The organism is Mycolicibacter sinensis (assembly GCF_001667945.1).
GTDB classification, from domain to species: domain Bacteria; phylum Actinomycetota; class Actinomycetes; order Mycobacteriales; family Mycobacteriaceae; genus Mycobacterium; species Mycobacterium sinense_B.
On the sequence record NZ_LZJK01000017.1, the window covers coordinates 1 to 18,726 of the forward strand.

Sequence of the window (18,726 nt, forward strand, 5' to 3'; positions counted from 1 at the left end):
AGCACCGATGTGGTCGGCGGTGTCGAGGTGACCCTGGCCGACCGGGACTGACCGGCATCGCGGGCCATTTTGGCCGGGGGGCTCGGGTGCGGTAATCTCGGCGCTCGGTCGTAGTCGACATTGGGCCTATAGCTCAGGCGGTTAGAGCGCTTCGCTGATAACGAAGAGGTCGGAGGTTCGAGTCCTCCTAGGCCCACGAGTCCCATCAGGGGCCTTAGCTCAGTTGGTAGAGCGCTGCCTTTGCAAGGCAGATGTCAGGAGTTCGAATCTCCTAGGCTCCACAAGCTTGTCAAATCTTGGGTTGCGACTCCACGCTCGGCGGCCGCGGCGACGGCTCCTCGGCCCCGTTCGAGCGGCGAACCAGCAGCACCACCCCACCGGCCAAAATGGCCCGCGATGCCGGTCAGTCCCGGTCGGCCAGGGTCACCTCGACACCGCCGACCACATCGGTGCTCAGGTTGTAGATCACCACGCCGAGGGTGGCCATCGCGGTCAGCACGACAACGTTGACCAGCCCGATCAAGGCGGCGCCGCCGAAGATCGAACTGCCCGAAACCAGTTCTGCGGCACTGTTGTTGGTCAACAAGTCACCGACGTTGCTGTTCAGCTTGCTCCAGACCCCCATCGCGCCGAGCAGGACGTACAGCACGGCGACGGCGATCATCCAGACGAAGAACAGCGCCGTGGACAGCAGCAGCGACACCTTCAGCGCGCTCCACGGGTCGATCCGCCGGATCTGCATGCTGGCCCGCACCGGGCCGCGCGGTCCGGCCGTGACCGGCGGGCGCCGGGCGGCCGGACGCCGATGGGCCGGTTCGGACAGATCCGGCAACTCGCTGCCGTAGGCGTCCTCCGATGCCGAAGGCTGGGCCGGTTTGGCCGACTGCTGGCCCGCCGGTTTGGCCGACTGCTGGCCGGCCGGTTTGGCAGGCTTGGCCGACGCGGGCTGCGCCGCAGCGGGCGCGGCGGTACCGGAGATGAACCGGCGCAGTCGCTCGTCAACCCCGGGGGAGTGCGCAGCGCCCGGATCGGCCGGGCGCGCCGGGTCGGCCGCCCGGGAGGGGCCCGGCTGCCGGCCCTGGCCCCCGCGCTGCCAGGGCGGTGCCTCCCCGGTCTCGGTAATCCGGCCGGGCCGGCCCGCGGGCCGCTGACCAGCGGCATCGACCGACCCGCTGGCCGGGGACTCGGCCTTACCCGGACCGTTGCCCGGGTGCCCCGGTTCCTTCGGTGCGCTCACCCACGGCTCCTTCGCTGGTGTATCCGAGCCGCCCGGCGGCTGGCTTCTGGTCGGTTCAGCTACCCGATTCCTCGTCGGTCGACTCCTCATCGGCGTTCCGCGCGATCGCTATCAGTGTGTCGCCCTCACCCAAGTTCATCAACCGAACGCCCTTGGTCTGCCGCCCGGCCTTGCGGACCTGCCGCGCCGCGGTACGGATCACCCCGCCACCGGAGGTGATCGCGTAGAGCTCACTGTCATCGTCGACGATCAGCGCCCCGACCAGCCGGCCTCGCCGGGAATCGTACTGAATGGTCAGGATGCCCTTGCCGCCGCGACCCTGCGCGGTGTACTCCTCGATCGCGGTCCGCTTGGCGAAGCCGCCGGCGGTGGCCACCAGCAGATAGGTGTTCTCCCGGACCACGTTGAGTGACAACAGCCGGTCGTCGGCGTTGAAGCGCATGCCCTGAACCCCGGAGGTGGCCCGGCCCATCGGCCGCAGCGCCTCGTCGGTCGCCGAGAACCGGATGGACTGGCCGTTGGCCGACACCAGCAGCAGGTCATCCTCGGCCGAGCACAGCACCGCACCGACCAGCTCGTCACCGTCGCGCAGGTTGATCGCGACGATGCCGCCCGACCGGTTCGAGTCGAAGTCGGTCAGCTTGGACTTCTTGACCAGCCCGTTGCGGGTGGCCAGCACCAGATACGGCGCGTCCTCGTAGCTCTTGATCTGGATGACCTGGGCGATGCGCTCCTCGGGCTGGAAGGCCAGCAGGTTCGCGACGTGCTGGCCGCGTGCGGTGCGCAACGCCTCCGGCAGGTCGTAGGCCTTGGCCCGGTACACCCGGCCCTGCGTGGTGAAGAACAGGATCCAGTCGTGGGTTGAGCAGACGAAGAAGTGCGCGACGATGTCGTCCTGCTTGAGCCCAGCACCCTGCACGCCCTTGCCGCCGCGCTTCTGGCTGCGGTACAGGTCGGTCTTGGTGCGCTTGGCGTAGCCGGTCTCGGTGATCGTGACCACGACGTCCTCGCGGGCGATCAGATCCTCGTCGCTGACTTCGCCGTCGGCGGCGATGATCCGGGTCCGCCGGTCGTCGCCGTACTTGTCGGCAATCTCGGCGAGCTCCTCGCGCACGATCGCGCGCTGCCGCTCCGGCTTGGCGAGGATGTCTTCCAGGTCGGCGATCTCGGCTTCGATCTTGGCCAGGTCGTCGATGATCTTCTGGCGTTCCAGGGCGGCCAGCCGGCGCAGCTGCATGTCCAGAATCGCTTGCGCCTGAATCTCATCGATGTCGAGCAGCTCGATCAGGCCCTGGCGCGCCACGTCGACGGTCTCCGACCGCCGGATCAGCGCGATGACCTCGTCGAGGGCGTCGAGGGCTTTGACCAGACCGCGCAAGATGTGCGCCCGCTCGTTGGCCTTGCGCAGCCGGTAGGTAGTGCGCCGCACGATCACGTCGAGCTGGTGGGCGACGTAGTGGCGGATCATCTGATCCAGCCGCAGCGTGCGCGGCACCCCGTCGACGATCGAGAGCATGTTGGCGCCGAAGCTGGTCTGCAGCTGGGTGTGCTTGTAGAGGTTGTTCAGCACCACCTTGGCCACCGCGTCGCGTTTGATCTCGACGACGATGCGCAGGCCCACCCGGTCACTGCTCTGGTCTTCGATGTTGGCGATTCCCACCAACTTTCCGTCGCGCACCTGTTCGGCGATCGACGTGATGAAGTTGTCGTGGTTCACCTGATACGGCAGCTCGGTGATGACCAGCAGGGCCCGCCCGCGCGAGTCCTCTTCGATCTCGACCACGCCGCGCATCCGGATAGAGCCGCGACCGGTCCGGTAGGCGTCGTTGATGCCCTGCGACCCGACGATCAGCCCGGAGGTGGGGAAGTCCGGGCCCTTGACCCGTTCCATCACCGCTTCCAGGGTGGCCTCTTCGTCGGCGTCGTAGTTGTCCAGGCACCAGAACACCGCCTCGGCCAACTCGCGCAGGTTGTGGGGCGGGATGTTGGTCGCCATGCCGACCGCGATGCCGCCGGAGCCGTTGGCCAGCAGGTTCGGGAACCGGCTGGGCAGCACCGTCGGCTCCTGCACCCGACCGTCGTAGTTCGGAATGAAATCGACTGTCTCCTCGTCGATTTCACGCAGCATCTCCATGGCCAACGGGGTGAGCCGCGCCTCGGTGTTGTGGCTGACGAACCCGTTGGTGATGAAGGCATGGTCCTCGGTGTCGACCCGCAGGCTGTAGACGGGTTGAACACCGGCATCGGTAACGCTGGCGACCTCGGCGTAGTAGAACCGGCCGTCGGTGAGATCGGTGGCGATCGCCGTGGCGTCGGGATCAGCACCGAAGTCTGCCAAGAACCTTGCAAGCCCGGGGACCTCGTCGACTGTGCATGTTGTGGTCGCGATCTCACCGAATCCCTTGCCAGAACCGACACAGTCGGCGCGGCGCAGCACCGCGTAGTCGCCCGGACGGACCTCTTCGACCAGCTTCCACAGCAGCGTCGGTACGCCGGCGACGTCCACCAGGCAGAGCAGCGGATGGTTGGCCGTACCGGTTACTTCGTAACCTTCGGCGGTCCGCACTGTGTACGTCTGGTGCTCACCGGAGTGGAAAAGCCGGTCTGCCACTACGGGATTTCCGTGCCGGTCAAGAACTTTCAGCTCGATCTCGGTATCGGAGTTCGGCCGTGCACCTGGCACGATATCGGCGATCCGCACCGAGCGTTCTTGGGGCAACCCGATCAAGGTATCGCCCGTCACGCAGTACCGCATCGCCGCTGGCGGGTCGTTGCCCGGCGAACCGAAGTTGCCCTGGCCGTCGACCAGCGGGTAACGCAGTGACCACGGCTGGGCCATCCGCACCAGGGTGTCGTAGATCGAGGCGTCACCGTGCGGGTGGTAGTTACCCATCGTCTCGGCAACAGAGCGCGCCGATTTCGCGTGGCTGCGGTCGGGGCGGAACCCGGAGTCGTACATCGCGTAGAGCACCCGGCGGTGCACCGGCTTGAGGCCGTCGCGCACCTCGGGCAGCGCGCGGCCCACGATCACGCTCATCGCGTAGTCGATGTAGCTGCGCTGCATCTCCTGCTGGATGTCGACCGGCTCGATCCGTTCCAGCGAGTCGTCTCCGGGTGGCAGCGTGGTGTCTGTCATCTGTTCCTCGTTCAGTCAGCTGTCGGGAAGGTCAGATACCGCTAAACGTCGCTAAACATCAAGGAAGCGAACATCTTTGGCATTGCGGGTGATGAAACTGCGCCGCGCCTCGACGTCCTCGCCCATCAGGATGGAGAACAACTCGTCGGCCGCGGCGGCGTCGTCGAGGGTCACCTGGCGCAGCACCCGCACCGACGGGTCCATCGTGGTCTCCCACAACTCCTTGGCGTCCATCTCACCGAGACCCTTGTAGCGCTGGATGCCGTCGTCCATGTTGATTTTCTTTCCGGCCGCCTTGCCCGCCTCCAGCAGGCCGTCGCGTTCCCGGTCGGAGTAGGCGAACTCCGGGTCCGAACCGCGCTGCCACTTGAGTTTGTACAGCGGCGGCTGAGCCAGAAAGACGTGTCCGTGCTCGATCAACGGCCGCATGAAACGGAACAGCAGCGTCAGCAGCAGCGTCGAGATGTGCTGGCCGTCGACGTCGGCGTCGGCCATCAGCACGATCTTGTGATAGCGCAGCTTGGCGATGTCGAACTCGTCGTGAATCCCGGTGCCCAGCGCGGTGATGATCGCCTGGACCTCGTTGTTCTTCAGCACCCGGTCGATCCGGGCCTTCTCGACGTTGATGATCTTGCCGCGCAGCGGAAGAATCGCCTGGAACATCGAGTCGCGGCCGCTCTTGGCCGAGCCGCCGGCTGAATCGCCTTCCACCACATACAGTTCGCACTTGCTGGGGTCGTTCGAGCGGCAGTCGGCCAGCTTGCCGGGCAACCCGCCCAGGTCGGTGGCGCTCTTGCGGCGCACCAAGGCCCGGGCCTTTCGTGCCGCCTCGCGCGCCTGCGCCGAGGAGACCGCCTTGTTGATGATCACCTTGGCTTCGGCGGGGTTGGCCTCGAACCAGTGTCCGAGCTGTTCGTTGCAGACCTTCTGCACGAATGACTTCACCTCGGTGTTGCCCAGTTTGGTCTTGGTCTGGCCCTCGAACTGGGGCTGGGACACCTTGACCGAGATGACGGCCGCCAGCCCCTCGCGGATGTCCTCGCCGGTGAGGTTGGGGTCCTTGTCCTTGAGCAGCTTCTTGTCTTTGGCGTACTTGTTCACCACGCTGGTCAGCGCCGAGCGGAAGCCCTCTTCGTGGGTGCCGCCCTCGGCGGTGTTGATGGTGTTGGCGAAGGTGTGCACCGACTCCGAATAGCCGCCGTTCCACTGCATCGCGATCTCGACTTCGTGGCCGGTTCCCTTGCCGTCGAAGTCCACGATCGTCGGGTGGATCGCCGTCTTGGTGCGGTTGATGTGTGCGACGAAATCACGCAGGCCGCCCGGATAGTGGAAGACCCGGTGCTTGACCTTGTGCGGTGCCTGGGCTTCGGCGGCCTTCTCCTCAGCGGACTTGGGCGCCTCGGCGGTGTCGCTGACCACCTCGTCGACGACCTCTTCGGTACGCACCCGCTCGTCGGTGAGCTCGATGGTCAGGCCCTTGTTGAGGAAGGCCATCTCCTGCAGCCGCCGGGCGACGGTCTCAAAGTCGTAGTTGGTGGTCTCGAAGATCTCCGGGTCGGCCCAGAACCGGATCGTGGTACCGGTCTTTTTGCTCTTGCCGCCCTTCTTCAAGGTCCCCGGCACCGACTTGTCGTAGGTCTGGAACCACTCGTACCCGTCGACGTGGATGTCGGCTTCCAACCGCGTCGACAGCGCGTTGACCACCGACACGCCAACGCCGTGCAGACCACCGGAGACGCTGTATGCGCCCTCTTCGAACTTTCCGCCGGCGTGCAGCACCGTCATGACGACATCCACGGTGGGGATGCCGGTGGCGTGCATCGCCACCGGGATACCGCGCCCGTCGTCGGCGACCTCGACGCCACCGTCTTCGAGAATGCGCACCGCGACCTTGGTCGCAAATCCGGCCATCGCCTCGTCGACGGCGTTGTCGACGACCTCCCAGATCAGGTGATGCAGACCGCGTTCACCGGTGGAGCCGATGTACATACCAGGTCGTTTACGGACGGCTTCGAGGCCTTCGAGAACTTTGATCGAATCGGCACCATACTGGTTTTGGGCAGCCACGGTCGGGGAGCTCTCCTCAGAGTCGCAAGCAAGCAATCGGCGCACCACATCATGGGATGCGCGGGGGATACCGGAACAGTCTACCGTGACGAACCGACGGCGGGCATTTTCTTGTGGCGTTTCCACCCATCTGATTGGGCCGTGACGCCGATATCGCGCTCAACCATGTGTCCGGCCGCTGGCCGAAGCAATTTTCGGGCTCGTAGCGCCGCTGAGCCGCGGATCGTCGGTCGCCCGTCCCGGATCAGCCGTAGGTATCGCGTGGGCCGCGGCCCGGGACGTGCAGCGGGCCCTTGCGCCACGACGGTGCCGTCGGTCCGGTGATCTTCAGTGCCGTCACCACCCCGTCGCCGACCGCGGCGGCGATCTTCGCCAGCAACTGGGCCTGCACCAACCGCAGCTGGGTGGCCCAGGCCGTTGACTCCGCCGACACGCTCAACACCCCCTCGGAGAGCCTGGTCGGTGTCGCGTGCGAGGCGATGTCCTCGCCCACGACCGCCCGCCATCGGCCCAGCACCGTGCCCTCGGCGACCTGCGCCGACCAGCCCCGCGCCTGCGCCAGGTCGCGGGTGGCGGCGCCCAGGGTCTGGGGGTCGCGGCGATCCGGCCCCGGCCCCGACCAGCTGCGGCGGCCGCCGCCGCTACCGGGCGTTCGGCGGCGCAGCGGCGCCCGGCGTCCCTGCCCGACGTCTTTGCCCTGGCTGCGTGCCGCCTCGCGGGCCTCGGCCAAGGTCCGCCGGACCAGATCCATGCCGGCCAGCCCGGCCAGGTGTGCCGGCGGATCCACCTCGGAATCGCTCATGAGCCACCCCCGTTCAGTTCGGAGACCCGGCCGTGATCGCCCTCGACTACCGCGATGCGGATCTGACGGGCCCGCCAGTCTGTCGGCACATCCTCGGCGACGGCGGCGGTGATCAGAACCTGCTCTGCCGACCCGGCGACATCGGCCAGTGCCCGCCGGCGCGCGGCGTCCAACTCGGCGAACACGTCGTCGAGCAGTAACACCGGTTCAGCGCCCTCGCTGCGCAGCAGTTGATAGGCCGCCAACCGCAGTGCCAGCGCCATCGACCACGATTCTCCGTGGCTGGCAAAGCCTTTCACCGGCCGGTCGCCAAGCCGCAGTTCCAACTCGTCGCGGTGCGGACCGACCAGACATACCCCGCGTTCCAGCTCGGCACGCCGCCGGCGACCCAACTCCGCCAAGAGCAGTTCCTGAAGTTCGGCCGCCCCGTCCTCGGCGCCGTCGCCGGTGATCTCCAGCTTGGGCCGGTAGGCGACCGCCGCGTTCCTGGTACCGGGCGCAAGCAGCTGGTAAGCCTTCTCGACCTCCGGTGCCAGCTGGTTGACCAGGTCGATCCGGGCAGCCATGAGATCGGCGCCGTGCGCGGCCAACTGCGCATCCCAGACGTCGAGGGTGTCCAACACCGACCGGTCACCACGGTGCAGCGCGGCCGGCGCGCTTTTGAGCAGTGCCGTGCGCTGCCGCAACACCTTGTCGTAGTCGGCGCGCACCGCCGCCACCCGCGGTCGGCGCACGCTGGCCAATTCGTCGAGGTAGCGGCGTCGTTCACCGGGGTCGCCGCGGACCAGCGCCAGGTCCTCCGGCGCGAACAACACCGCGCGCAGCACCCCGACGACCTCGCGGGCATGACGCACCGGAGCCCGGTTCAGCCGAACCTTGTTGGCTCGTCCCGCCGCGATCTCCAGATCCACTGCCAGTTCGCGGCCCTCGTTGACGACGATCGTGGACACCACCGCACGATCGGCGCCGGATCTGATCAGCGGGGCGTCGGTCGCCACCCGATGCGAACCGAGGGTTGACGAATACCACAGCGCCTCAACAAGATTGGTCTTCCCGTAACCGTTGGGGCCGACCAGAACCGTCGCCCCCGGTTCCAGTTCGAGGTCGACGTGCGCCCAGGACCGGAAATCGCGCAGGCCCAGGTGGCGGACATACACCGCGAATCCAACCCTCCGTCGTGGCGGCCGCGCCGGTCAGCCAGGCAGGCGAACCGGCATCAACAGGTAGACGTAGTCCGACGGTACGGCCGGGAACGGGCCGGCCCCGCTGAGCACCGGGTCCTCGGCACTGGCCGGCCGCAGCACGGCGGGCTTTTTGGGATCGGTGAATCCCATCGAGACCTTCTCGCTGTGCAGCGAGCTCAGACCGTCGGTCAGATACGTCGGGTTGAACGCAATGGTGAGCGGCTCGCCGACGAAGTCCACCGGGAGATCCTCTTCGGCCCGGCCGACATCCTCCGCGCCGGCGGACAACCGCAGGGTTCCCTCGGACAACTCCATGCGGACCTGCGCACCACGGTCGGCGACCAGGGCGACACGTTTGATCGCCTCGGTCAGCTCCGCCACCCCGATGGTCGCCACCGCCAGGTGCTCACTGGGCAGCAGCTGACGGAATTTGGGGAATTCGGCGTCCAACAGTCGGGTGGTGCTGCGTTTGCCCCCGCTGGTGATACCCAGCAAGCCTTCGCTGCCGACCGTCGGGCCCGCTCCCAGCGCCAGATGTACCTCGGTGCCGTCGCTGCTGGTTTTGGCGGCTTCGGCCAGCGTCTTGGCCGGAACCAGCACGGCAGCTTCGGTGCCCGGTGCCGCGGACCAGGTCAGTTCACGTACCGCCAGCCGGAACCGGTCTGTGGCAGCCAAAACCACAGTGTTGCCGGAGATTTCGACGCGAATGCCGGTCAACATGGGCAGCGTGTCATCGCGGCCGGCCGCCACCGCCACCTGGCCGATCGCCTCGGCGAACAGGTCCGCGGGCAACTCCCCGGTCTCCTCGGGCAGCGTGGGCAGCGTGGGATAGTCCTCCACCGTCATCGTCGGTAGCGAGAACCGGGCATTGCCGCACGTCAACGACGCCCGGGTAGCTTCCACCTGGACTTCGACCGGCTTGGCCGGAAGGGCGCGGGTGATATCCGACAGCAGCCGACCGGACACCAAAACGCTTCCGGGAGAAGCAATTTCGGCTGCCAGCTGGACCTCGGCCGATACCTCGTAATCAAAACCGGAGACGGTCAGCCCGTTGTCGGAGCCGGTCAACAGCACCCCGGCCAGCAACGGCACAGTCGGCCGGGCAGGCAGGGACTTCGCGACCCACGCCACCGCATCGGCGAAGTCGTCTCGGTCCAGGCGGAATCTCAAGTCGGTCAGACTCGCGTTCGTCGTCGCCGCGTCCATCGTGTCCTCTCGTCACCCGATATCGAGCTCTACCCCGCGGCGACCGGTGAACACCCCCACCTGCGGCCGTGCATCGCCCCCGACAAAAAGGGCGGTAGGTCACCAACCGTAGAGCCTAGAAGCCCGTCGTGAAAGTTAATCCATGACACCGGGGGCCTGAGAAGGGCCCTGCGCGCAGCGGACGCGCGGCGGTTGTGAACAGCTCCCTGCGACGAGAATCCCCAACGGCCTGTTTTGAGAGAGATTCGGCGAAGAGATCTCAGTATTAGTAGTAAGGCCTGTGCATGGTGGGTACAGCGGGGCATCGGTGCTGCTGGGCGGGCCGATCGGGCTGGGGACCAACGGTGAATAACACGCCGGGGCGGGCCGGGCCGGCTGTGCATGGACCAGCCGCTGTGTATCCGCGGTGGGTTCGTCGTCGGTTCATGGACAAGTTGTCCGCAACGGTATCCACAGGCAGCGACCGAAACGGGTGGTGCCAGTGGGTCGGAAGTTTTTTGCAAGCAGTCCGCGGCGGGCACGCCGAGATCAGCGCTTGGCGCGTTGCCGGATCCGCGTGGTGAGCTCTTTGACCTGATCGAAGACTTCGCGGCGCTCGGCCATCTCCCCGCGGATCTTGCGCTCGGCATACATCACCGTGGTGTGGTCGCGGCCGAAGGCTTGGCCGATCTTGGGAAGTGACAGATCGGTCAGCTCGCGGCACAGGTACATGGCGATCTGCCGGGATTGGGCCAGCGGGCGGGTCTTGCCCGGGCCGCGCAGTTCCTCGACGCTGGTGTCAAAGTATTCGGCGATCACCGCCATGATGATCGCGGCGCTGATCTGCATGGTGCTGGCGTCGGCGATCAGGTCGCGCAGGACGATCTCGGCCAGCGCCCGGTCGATCGGGGTTTTGTTGAGCGACGCGAACGCCGTGACCCGGATCAGCGCGCCCTCGAGTTCGCGGATGTTGCGCTCGATGCTGGTGGCGATCAGCTCGAGCACGTCGCCGGGCACATCGAGGCGTTCCATCTGCGCCTTCTTGCGCAGAATCGCGATCCGGGTCTCCAGATCCGGCGGCTGAACATCGGTGATCAGGCCCCACTCGAACCGGGTCCGGAGCCGATCCTCCAGTGTCGCAAGTTGTTTGGGCGCCCGGTCAGACGTGATCACGATCTGCTTGTTGGCGTTGTGCAGCGTGTTGAAGGTATGGAAGAACTCCTCCTGGATACCTTCTTTGCCCTCGATGAACTGGATGTCGTCGACCAGCAGGACATCGATGTCGCGGTAGCTGCGTTTGAACGCGACCTTGCGGTCGTCGCGCAGCGAGTTGATGAAGTCGTTGGTGAACTCTTCGGTGGAGACGTACTTGACGCGCATCCCGGGGAAGAGCCGCTGGGTGTAGTTGCCGGCCGCGTGCAGCAGGTGGGTTTTGCCCAGGCCGGACTCACCCCAGATGAACAACGGGTTGTAGGCCCGAGCCGGCGCCTCGGCGATGGCCAGGGCGGCGGCGTGGGCGAACCGGTTGGAAGTGCCGATCACGAACGTGTCGAAGGTGTAGCGCCGGTTGAGACTGGCGCCGTCGGCAGTCGCCGAATCGTCACTGGGCCGCTCGGTGAAGTACTTGGGCCAGTCGTACTCGACGTCGGTGGGCTCGTCTTCGTCGTCTTCGTCGTCGGTGCTGCGGCTCGGGGCCACACCGTCGGACGAGGCGGGCCCGTCGTCGGGGGGCGTCGGCGCGATGCGCACACCGAGCTCGATGTCGTGGCCGAGCCGGCGGCTCAGGGCAGCGGTGATCTGGGTGCGCAGGTGCCGTTCGATCTCGTTCTGAACGAAACTGCTCGGAACCGCCAGCAGCGCGAAGCCCTCGACAATCGCCAACGGGTGCACCAGGTTGAGCCAGGCCTTCTGCTGGGGCGTCAGGACCGGGGCCGAGACATCGGGCGCGGGGGCTTCACCGTTGAGTTCCGCGACAACCTCGTCCCACAGGGTCAGGAACCCAGACCCGGGGTCATCGGTCAATGCCTCATCCCCCCGGCTCGAAGTCGTGCTGCACGGATCTCGTGCGGTGACATGCTATCCACACAGTTATCCACAGGTGTGGATGAGGTGCGCATACCCCGTTGAGGCCCTCCAGGCCAGTTGCTCGGCAACGGCCACTCCAGACGGTCAGGCGATACCTGAAGCGCAGGCCGCTTCGTCCTCTTCGATTACGGCCGAAACCCGCTCCAGTCGCGACTCGGCGCTGGCAAGCAAGTTAACAGGTTTCCGCGCGGGCGACTACTCATTTCTTCGAGATGAATCGGTCAAAAATGGCCGTGCCCACAACAGCCGTGGCGGGTGTGATCACTGTGAATGATGGGGACCGTACCCACCGGTCTCGAAGCGGTGCGATGAGGCGGCTGCAGCGGGCATCGGGTGCGGAGAGTGCCGGGGTTTGACCCGGCGAACCTGCATCAGTACCCTCGAACAGTCGCCCGAACGTTGGCGATACGGCAGCGACCGGCCTCTGGTCGGAGACCGCGCCGGTTACCAGCAAGACGCAGAAGTTCACCGAGCTTACCGAGTGCGTCGCGTGCGGCAGGCACAACGGGCTTCCGGTGTGTCGGGCGCAGACGTGACGCAAGACGCAACGAGGAGAGTGTGCCGTGGCCAAGGGCAAGCGGACCTTCCAGCCCAACAACCGACGTCGGGCCCGGGTGCACGGGTTTCGCCTGCGGATGCGTACGCGCGCTGGCCGCGCCATCGTCTCGGGCCGGCGTCGCAAGGGCCGTCGCTCGCTGACTGCTTGAGCACAGGCAGCACCGCGGTGCTCCCGGCTCAATCCCGGATGAGACGGTCGGCGGATTTCGGTGCGACGGTCAAACAGGGCCGAAGGGCGGTGCAGCCCGACGTCATCGTCTACAGCCGAGTGGCCGGTGACCGGCGCGCCCCCGAGACCTCCGCGACGGCGCCGCCACAAGTCGGCCTGATCATCGCCAAGTCGGTGGGTTCGGCGGTCGATCGGCACCGGGTGGCCCGTCGGCTGCGTCATGTGGCCCGAGACATGCTCAGGGAGCTGCGAACCGGCGAACAAGTGGTGATCCGGGCGCTGCCCAGCAGTAACGGGGCCACGTCGGACGCGCTGCGGACCCAGTTGCGTGCCGGGCTGCGCTCGCTGCACCGATCCGGGGGTGTGGCGCGGTGAGCCATGGTGTCGCGGCGGCTCCGGCTCGCGGACTGATCTTTCTCATCCAGCTCTACCGGCACATGATCTCGCCGCTGCGGCTGCCCAGTTGCCGCTTCATGCCAACCTGCAGCCAGTACGCGGTGGATGCGTTGAGCGAGTATGGGCTGATCCGGGGTACCTGGCTGGCCGCCGTGCGCCTGGCAAAGTGTGGGCCGTGGCATCAAGGCGGCTGGGATCCGATACCGGAGCGGTCCCAGGGTGGTGCTGGATGCGACTGTCGGTCCGGGAACGCCTCGGACAACCGAGCGGAGGGTGAACGCGGTGTCCTTTGATCCCCGGAGTCTGGACTACGTCTACTACCCGGTATCTGGCATTATGTGGTTGTGGTACAAGGCTTTTGGCCTTTTACTGGGGCCGGCGAGCTTCTTTACCTGGGCGTTGTCGGTGACGTTCCTGGTGTTCACGCTGCGGGCCTTGCTCTACAAGCCGTTCGTCAAGCAGATCCGGACCACCCGGCAGATGCAGGAGCTGCAGCCGCAGATCAAGGCGCTGCAGAAGAAGTACGGCAAAGACCGTCAGCGGATGGCGCTGGAGATGCAGAAGCTGCAGCGGGAACACGGCTTCAACCCGATTCTGGGCTGTTTGCCGATGCTGGCGCAGATCCCGGTCTTCCTGGGGCTGTTCCACGTGCTGCGCTCGTTCAACCGCACCAGCACCGGGATCGGGCAGCTGGGACTATCGCCGGACCTGAACCGGCAACTGGGCAACTACTTCTTCAGCGCCGAGGACGTCGGTAACTTCCTGGACGCCAACCTGTTCGGGGCACCGCTGGGCGCGACGATGATCCAACGGACCGGCTTGGACGCCTTCGCCGAGTTCAACCGGATCTCGGTGATCGCGGTCGGTGTCCCGATCATGATCGCTGCCGGTATCGCGACCTACTTCAACAGCCGGGCGTCGGTGGCACGCCAAAGTCCGGAGGCGGCGGCCAACCCGCAGACGGCGATGATGAACAAGCTGGCGCTCTACGTGTTCCCGCTCGGCGTGGTCGTCGGTGGACCGTTCCTGCCGCTGGCCATCATCTTGTACTGGTTCTCCAACAACATCTGGACCTTCGCGCAGCAGCACTACGTGTTCGGTTTGATCGCCAAGGAGGACGAGGCGAAGAAGGAGGAGGCGCTGCGCCGCCGGGCGGCCAACGCCCCGGCGCCCGGTGCCAAACCCAAGCGGGCCGGCCGCACGGCGACCGCCGACGCCGACACCGCGGCCCCCGACGAAACCGAGGCAGCGACCGACACGACCGCGCCGGAAGCTGGCCAGCCGGCGAAGACCGACGCCGCCAAGCGGAACCCGGGCCGGCCCGCGGCGCGGGGTGGCCGCTCCGGCGCCGGCGCCAAGCCGAAGAAACGCAAGCGGTGACCCACCCGCGACAAGCCAACCGGCGCGTGAGCTGCCGGGCACAGAGGGAGACGACATGACCGACATGACGGACACGAACGACGCCGAGACCACCGAGCGCCAAGCCCTGGACTCGGGCGGCACGGCGGCGGCCGACCTGGAAGAGCGCCTGGTGGCCGAGGGGGAGATCGCCGGCGACTATCTGGAGGAGTTGCTCGATCTGCTGGACTTCGACGGCGACATCGACCTCGACGTCGAGGGCCGCCGAGCAGTGGTGAGCATCGACGGCGGCAACGACCTCAGCAAGCTGGTGGGCCGCAAGGGCGAGGGCTCGACGCCCTGCAGGAGCTGACCCGGTTGGCAGTGCACCAGAAGACGGGCGAGCGCAGCCGACTGATGCTCGACATCGCCGGGTGGCGCCGCCGCCGCCGGGACGACCTCACCGCGCTGGGCGATGAGGTCGCCCGCCGGGTGCTGGCGAGCGGGGAGGACGAGGAACTGGCTCCGATGAGCCCGTTCGAACGTAAGATCGTCCACGATGCGGTGGCCGCCGTCGCCGGTGTGCACAGCGAGAGTCAGGGCGTCGAGCCGTCGCGCCGTGTCGTGGTTCGGCGGGACTGACGGGACTGACCGCGCGGAATTACATTCGGGTAATTCCGCACCGCGGCCCGGGAAGCCGGAGGAATGTTTCACGTGAAACATGTCGGGGGAACGCCGGCGCCCGCACCGCCTGAGGCGGCAGCCGACGTCTTCAGCGACCGGCTCGGAACCGCGCGGCGCTACGCAGAACTATTGACCGGGCCCGGCGTGGAGCGCGGCCTTCTCGGACCCCGCGAAGTCGACCGGCTCTGGGACCGGCACATCCTCAACTCCGCGGCGCTTGGGGAGCTGCTCGACGCCGACGAGCGGGTGGCCGACATCGGCAGCGGCGCCGGTTTGCCGGGGATCCCGTTGGCGATTGCCCGGCCGGATCTGCAGGTGGTGCTTGTGGAGCCACTACTGCGGCGCAGCGAGTTTCTGCGCGAGGCGGTCGAGGAGCTGGCTCTCGGGAACGTGGCGGTGGTGCGGGGACGGGCGGAAGACCGGGCGGTGCGCGACGAGTTCGGGGAGCGCGATGCCGTGGTCTCGCGGGCGGTCGCCAGCCTCGACAAGATCAGCCGGTGGAGCCTGCCGCTGCTCCGGATGAATGGGCGGATGCTCGCGATGAAAGGCGAGCGGGCACAGGGCGAGGTCGAGGAGCACCGCCGTGTGATGATCGGACTAGGCGCGAACGACGTAAGGGTGGTGAGATGCGGCGTGAATTATTTAACCCCGCCCGCGACCGTGGTGATGGCGCTGCGGGGAGAGCCCAAGACGGCGCGCGACCGTCGTCGGACAGGAAGCCCGCCGCGGCGGGCCACCAGGAGGCCCACATGACCAGACCCGTCGGCCCCGCCGCCCCGCCGCCGTCGGTCAAGCACGCGGACCGCCGAACGAGCGCGGTTTCACGTGAAACATCGGCGGCCCCGGTTTCACGTGAAACAGCATCGGAGTTCGACACCCCGATCGGCGCGGCCGCCGAGCGCGCCATGCAGGTGCTGCACACCCATAACCGCCTCCCGCGCCCGCGGCGGCGCCGGGTCTTCACCGTGGCCAACCAGAAGGGGGGAGTCGGCAAGACCACCACCGCGGTCAACCTCGCGGCCGCCCTTGCGGTACAGGGAATCAAGACCCTGGTGATCGACCTGGACCCCCAGGGCAACGCCAGCACCGCGCTGGGCATCGCCGACCGCCAATCCGGCACCCCGTCGTCGTACGAGGTGCTGATCGGGGAGATGCCGGTCCACGCCGCGCTTCGGCAGAGCCCGCACAACGAGCGGCTGTTCTGCATTCCGGCCACCATCGATTTGGCCGGCGCGGAGATCGAGTTGGTGAGCATGGTCGCGCGCGAGAACCGGTTGCGGAATGCGCTGGCCGAGCTGGACGGCTCCGACTTCGACTACGTCTTCATCGACTGTCCGCCATCGCTGGGCCTGCTCACCGTCAATGCCTTGGTGGCGGCGCCGGAAGTGATGATCCCGATTCAGTGCGAGTACTACGCCCTGGAAGGTGTGTCGCAGCTGATGCGCAATATCGAGATGGTGAAGGCTCACCTCAACCCGCGCCTGGAGGTGACGACCGTGTTGCTGACGATGTACGACGGGCGCACCAAACTCGCCGACCAAGTCGCGGACGAAGTCCGGCGGTACTTCGGTGACCGCGTGCTCCGGACCGTGATCCCGCGCAGCGTCAAGGTATCGGAGGCGCCGGGATACAGCATGACCATCATCGAGTACGACCCGGGCTCGCGCGGGGCGATGAGTTATCTGGACGCCAGCCGCGAACTCGTCGAACGGGACACCGCCGGCGCGCAGGAGGGGCGGCGCTGATGCCCGCCGTTAGCAAGAAGGAACGACACATATGACCGGACCGTCGCGTAAGAAGGGCGGCTTGGGCCGCGGCCTGGCATCCCTGATCCCGACCGGGCCGGGTGAGGGACCCGCGTCTGCCGGGGAACGCGGAGCCGGCATGGGGCCGCGGATGGGTGACGCCGCGGCCGACGTGGTGCTGGGAAGCCGGGGGAGCGCGGGCACCACGGTCCCGGCCGGCCCCGCCGCGGATGTGGGGGCGGTCTACCGCGAGATCAGCCCGACCGCCATCGAGCCGAACCCGCGTCAGCCCCGGCAGGTGTTCGACGACGAGGCGTTGGCCGAGCTGGTCCACTCGATCCGCGAATTCGGGCTGATGCAGCCGATCGTGGTGCGGGAGCTGCCCGGTGCCGCGCCCGGTGCACCGCGTTACCAGTTGGTGATGGGGGAGCGCCGTTGGCGGGCCTCCCAGCAGGCCGGCCTGGAGACGATCCCGGCGATCGTCCGGGAGACCGAGGACGACAATCTGCTGCGCGACGCTCTGCTGGAGAACATCCACCGCGTCCAGCTGAACCCGTTGGAAGAGGCGGCGGCCTACCAGCAGCTGCTTGACGAGTTCGGGGTGACCCACGACGAGCTGGCCACTCGCCTGGGTCGTTCGCGGCCGCTGGTGACCAACATGATCCGGTTGCTGCGGCTGCCGATCGCGGTCCAGCGCCGAGTGGCCGCCGGGGTCTTGTCGGCTGGTCATGCCCGCGCCCTGCTGTCGCTGGAGGGCGGGTCGGAGGCGCAGGAGGAGCTGGCGGCCCGGATCGTGGCGGAGGGCCTGTCGGTGCGCGCCACCGAGGAGGCGGTCACCCTGGCCAACCGCGGCGACACCGCGACGCCCGTGCCGCCGCGGCGCAAGCCGATCCAGATGCCCGGTCTCCAGGATGTCGCCGAGCGCCTGTCGACGGCTTTCGACACCCGCGTCACGGTCAGCCTCGGCAAGCGTAAAGGCAAGATCGTGGTCGAATTCGGGTCCGTCGACGACTTGCAGCGCATCGTCGCGCTGATGGACTCCGCAACCGCCTGACACCGGCGTTCGGCCACGACCAAGGCCCCATGGCAATTACGTCACTGTGACGGTAGGCCGCCGGGGCGGCTGGGGCCGTAGCGAAACATACTGACAGACAACGATTTTCGAATTTTCGGGGGACGGGAACGCTGGCCGGCGCCGATGGTGGCATCCGGCGGCTCAACCCTCCTATCCTTAAGGGGCTGTCCTCTGCTGGCAGCACAGGTGAAGACCGGGAGTGGGCGTGTCTGTGCGAATCGCACCGCTGAGGCTCGAGTGTTTCGAGCAGCTTCCCAAGCACGCACGTCGATGCGTGTTCTGGGAGGTGGATCCGGCAACCCTCGGACGCGGCGATCACCTGTCGGATCCGGAGTTCGAAAAAGAAGCCTGGCTGTCGATGGTGATGCTGGAGTGGGGCTGCTGCGGCCAGGTCGCCACCCCGTCGGCTTCCGGCGCCGAAGACTCGCCGTGCCTCGGCTATGTGCTTTACGCCCCGCCCCGAGCGGTGCCGCGGGCCCATCGGTTCCCCACGGCACCGGTGTCGGCCGACGCGGTGCTGCTGACGTCGATAGGGGTCGAACCGGCTCCACTGGCCGACGGTCTGCCGCAGGACCTGATCGCCGGCGCGGTCGACGAACTGGTCCGCCGCGGCGTCCGGGCCTTGGAGGCATTCGGCCGGAGCCCGGCGGTCGGGGAGTTACTGGACCCGGCCAACGTGCAGCCCGATGTCGCACCGGTGCTCGACGCCCTGGGTGACTGCTCGGTGGAGCACTGCATCATCGGCGCAGACTTCTTGACCGATGTCGGATTCACTGTGGTGGCGCCGCACCGGTACTTCCCCCGGCTGCGCCTGGAGCTCGACAAGGGTCTGGGCTGGAAGGCGGAGGTGGAGGCGGCGCTGGAGCGGCTACTGGAGAGCGCCCAACTGGAGCAGCCAGTGGGAGCGGGTGCCCCGGCGGCCTCGGCGGCCGCGTGTCGGTCAGCAACCTCGGCTGATCCGGCGGCCCAGCTTCGGCTCTCCTTCGTCGAGCCTCGCTGATATAGGTCGAGGTAGGTCCTTCACAAACGCCTCCGGAGGTGTCAGGAAGGGATCTGTAAGTGATT

General features: G+C 67.2%; 15 protein-coding genes, 2 tRNA genes and 2 pseudogenes. 11 read left to right on the plus strand and 8 right to left on the minus strand.

What is annotated here, in order from left to right; genetic code table 11:
* Positions 1 to 122: 122 nt before the first annotated feature.
* Both A5694_RS00970 and A5694_RS00975 read left to right on the plus strand, forming a co-directional pair.
* Positions 123 to 196: transfer RNA gene (locus A5694_RS00970), tRNA-Ile, on the plus strand.
* A gap of 12 nt (positions 197 to 208) precedes the next feature.
* Positions 209 to 281: transfer RNA gene (locus A5694_RS00975), tRNA-Ala, on the plus strand.
* A gap of 8 nt (positions 282 to 289) precedes the next feature.
* Here A5694_RS00975 and cwsA read toward each other — a convergent pair.
* From cwsA to dnaA, 8 genes and pseudogenes are all read right to left on the minus strand, one after another.
* Positions 290 to 391: pseudogene (gene cwsA / locus A5694_RS23025) on the minus strand (cell wall synthesis protein CwsA); the annotation flags it as partial.
* A gap of 12 nt (positions 392 to 403) precedes the next feature.
* Positions 404 to 1,237 carry a DUF3566 domain-containing protein gene (locus A5694_RS00980; protein WP_064919993.1) on the minus strand — a complete coding sequence of 278 codons (834 nt, stop codon included), beginning with the start codon at positions 1,235 to 1,237 and terminating at the stop codon, positions 404 to 406.
* Between the two features lie 55 nt (positions 1,238 to 1,292).
* On the minus strand, positions 1,293 to 4,373 hold the full coding sequence (gene gyrA / locus A5694_RS00985; protein WP_064919994.1) for an intein-containing DNA gyrase subunit A: 3,081 nt from the start codon (positions 4,371 to 4,373) through the stop codon (positions 1,293 to 1,295).
* A gap of 51 nt (positions 4,374 to 4,424) precedes the next feature.
* Complete coding sequence (gene gyrB / locus A5694_RS00990) at positions 4,425 to 6,440, minus strand: DNA topoisomerase (ATP-hydrolyzing) subunit B (protein ID WP_064919995.1); 2,016 nt, start codon at positions 6,438 to 6,440, stop codon at positions 4,425 to 4,427.
* A gap of 244 nt (positions 6,441 to 6,684) precedes the next feature.
* On the minus strand, positions 6,685 to 7,242 hold the full coding sequence (locus A5694_RS00995) for a DUF721 family protein (protein ID WP_064919996.1): 558 nt from the start codon (positions 7,240 to 7,242) through the stop codon (positions 6,685 to 6,687).
* Positions 7,239 to 8,399: a DNA replication/repair protein RecF gene (gene recF, locus A5694_RS01000; RefSeq protein ID WP_064919997.1), complete on the minus strand. Its 1,161-nt coding sequence runs from the start codon at positions 8,397 to 8,399 to the stop codon at positions 7,239 to 7,241. The genes A5694_RS00995 and recF overlap by 4 nt, the downstream gene beginning before the upstream one ends.
* Positions 8,400 to 8,435: 36 nt before the next feature.
* Complete coding sequence (dnaN, locus tag A5694_RS01005; protein ID WP_064919998.1) at positions 8,436 to 9,632, minus strand: DNA polymerase III subunit beta; 1,197 nt, start codon at positions 9,630 to 9,632, stop codon at positions 8,436 to 8,438.
* 528 nt (positions 9,633 to 10,160) lie between these two features.
* Positions 10,161 to 11,633 carry a chromosomal replication initiator protein DnaA gene (gene dnaA / locus A5694_RS01010; protein WP_064919999.1) on the minus strand — a complete coding sequence of 491 codons (1,473 nt, stop codon included), beginning with the start codon at positions 11,631 to 11,633 and terminating at the stop codon, positions 10,161 to 10,163.
* 626 nt (positions 11,634 to 12,259) lie between these two features.
* Here dnaA and rpmH point away from each other — a divergent pair.
* From rpmH to A5694_RS01045, 9 genes and pseudogenes are all read left to right on the plus strand, one after another.
* A complete protein-coding gene (gene rpmH, locus A5694_RS22290) occupies positions 12,260 to 12,403 on the plus strand; it encodes a 50S ribosomal protein L34 (protein WP_019735309.1) in 144 nt (47 codons plus the stop codon).
* A 17-nt stretch (positions 12,404 to 12,420) separates the two neighbouring features.
* The gene (gene rnpA, locus A5694_RS01015; protein WP_064920000.1) at positions 12,421 to 12,798 is read left to right on the plus strand and encodes a ribonuclease P protein component; all 378 of its coding nucleotides are present in this window, start codon (positions 12,421 to 12,423) and stop codon (positions 12,796 to 12,798) included.
* Positions 12,777 to 13,112, plus strand: a complete 336-nt coding sequence (gene yidD / locus A5694_RS22295) for a membrane protein insertion efficiency factor YidD (protein ID WP_109535552.1) — start codon at positions 12,777 to 12,779, stop codon at positions 13,110 to 13,112. The genes rnpA and yidD overlap by 22 nt, the downstream gene beginning before the upstream one ends.
* Before the next feature lie 43 nt (positions 13,113 to 13,155).
* Entirely contained in the window at positions 13,156 to 14,199 is a 1,044-nt protein-coding gene (yidC, locus tag A5694_RS01020; RefSeq protein ID WP_064920001.1) for a membrane protein insertase YidC, read from the plus strand.
* Positions 14,200 to 14,326: 127 nt separating this feature from the next.
* Positions 14,327 to 14,799: pseudogene (locus A5694_RS01025) on the plus strand (protein jag); the annotation flags it as partial.
* Positions 14,800 to 14,862: 63 nt separating this feature from the next.
* On the plus strand, positions 14,863 to 15,594 hold the full coding sequence (gene rsmG, locus A5694_RS01030; protein WP_064920002.1) for a 16S rRNA (guanine(527)-N(7))-methyltransferase RsmG: 732 nt from the start codon (positions 14,863 to 14,865) through the stop codon (positions 15,592 to 15,594).
* Positions 15,591 to 16,586, plus strand: a complete 996-nt coding sequence (locus A5694_RS01035; RefSeq protein ID WP_082952449.1) for a ParA family protein — start codon at positions 15,591 to 15,593, stop codon at positions 16,584 to 16,586. The genes rsmG and A5694_RS01035 overlap by 4 nt, the downstream gene beginning before the upstream one ends.
* 31 nt (positions 16,587 to 16,617) lie before the next feature.
* On the plus strand, positions 16,618 to 17,640 hold the full coding sequence (locus tag A5694_RS01040; RefSeq protein WP_064920004.1) for a ParB/RepB/Spo0J family partition protein: 1,023 nt from the start codon (positions 16,618 to 16,620) through the stop codon (positions 17,638 to 17,640).
* 226 nt (positions 17,641 to 17,866) lie between these two features.
* Positions 17,867 to 18,661 carry a hypothetical protein gene (locus A5694_RS01045; RefSeq protein ID WP_064920005.1) on the plus strand — a complete coding sequence of 265 codons (795 nt, stop codon included), beginning with the start codon at positions 17,867 to 17,869 and terminating at the stop codon, positions 18,659 to 18,661.
* Positions 18,662 to 18,726: the final 65 nt, after the last annotated feature.